Origin of the sequence: Variovorax cryoconiti, assembly GCF_051216395.1 — a bacterium.
Lineage (GTDB): Bacteria > Pseudomonadota > Gammaproteobacteria > Burkholderiales > Burkholderiaceae_C > Variovorax.
This window is the reverse complement of the sequence record NZ_JBPJZI010000094.1, coordinates 1-1013: the sequence shown is the minus strand read 5'-3', so window position 1 is coordinate 1013 and position 1013 is coordinate 1. Positions and strand designations below refer to the sequence as shown.

The window sequence follows — 1013 nt, the reverse complement described above, 5'->3', positions numbered from 1 at the left end:
CCTGAAATACGAACCCGTAGTCGGGATATGGACCCTGAACATCCCTGCCGCCGATGGTCACCTCGCCGCCGGTCCGGTCGACTAGCCCAGCAACGATGCGCAGCAGCGTGGTCTTGCCGCAGCCGCTCGGCCCGAGGAGTGTGACCAGTTCACCCTCGTCAAAGAAGAAGGTCGCGTCCTCGAGCGCGACGAGATCTTCCTTCGCGGATGGCCCCAGTTCTGCGGCAGGGAACACCTTGCGCGCGGCATTGATGACTCCAAATGTCATTTCATTTTTTCCGTCGACCGCTGTAGGTAGGATTGCAGTGCCGCCTCCGGCAGTCCGCGGCCACCAAGCGGGTTTTTGTTTCTAAAACCACATGATATATTACCAAACATGGCACGTCTATCAATGAGCTCTTTACCGCAAGCAAAAGTGGTAGTGGCGCGCGCGCCGATCGCGCCTAAGCGCTCCGAGCCAAAGGCACCCTCACTCACGCAACGGGCCTACGACCAGATCAAGAACAGCATCCTGTCGATGGAGTTGCGCCCGGGCCTCTTTCTGAACGAGGCCGCACTGTGTGAGATGACAGGACTTGGCCGCATGCCTGTGCACCAAGCCATTCATAAGCTTCAGGCTGACGGGTTGATCGAGGTCATTCCGCGCAAGGGTCTCGTGATCCGTTCGGACTCGTTGCAGGACATCCTCCTCCTGATTGAGGCGCGCCTGGCCATCGAACCAAACATCGTCGCGCTGGCGGCCCAGCGAATCCACAACGATCAGATCGCAGAACTGCGGCGACTCCTCAAACAGTCCGCCTCTCTGGTGCACCAGCGTCAAAGGGAGTCATTCAGTGCCATTGACAGAGCATTTCATGGCGTCGTAGCCGACGCGGCGTTCGACCTGCTGCCCGATGCGCGAGCCGATGGCAGTGCCCACGCCCGGCAGAACGGCGGTGCCGACAGCGGCGCAGGCGAGCGCACAGCCCGTCAGCGACAGCGTCGGGTCGTCGAGAGTGCCGCCGACCTTGAGC

The 1013-nt window shown here is 60.9% G+C and carries 2 protein-coding genes; one reads left to right on the top strand and one right to left on the bottom strand.

Going from position 1 to position 1013, the window contains the following annotated elements; all coding sequences use genetic code 11:
* Window positions 1-268 (bottom strand): ATP-binding cassette domain-containing protein (locus tag ACSFA2_RS25985; protein ID WP_435458201.1); only part of this gene is annotated, 268 nt, incomplete at its 3' end.
* Window positions 269-391: 123 nt separating this feature from the next.
* Here ACSFA2_RS25985 and ACSFA2_RS25980 point away from each other — a divergent pair.
* A partial coding sequence (locus ACSFA2_RS25980) for a GntR family transcriptional regulator (protein ID WP_435458200.1) occupies window positions 392-1013 on the top strand: 622 nt, incomplete at its 3' end.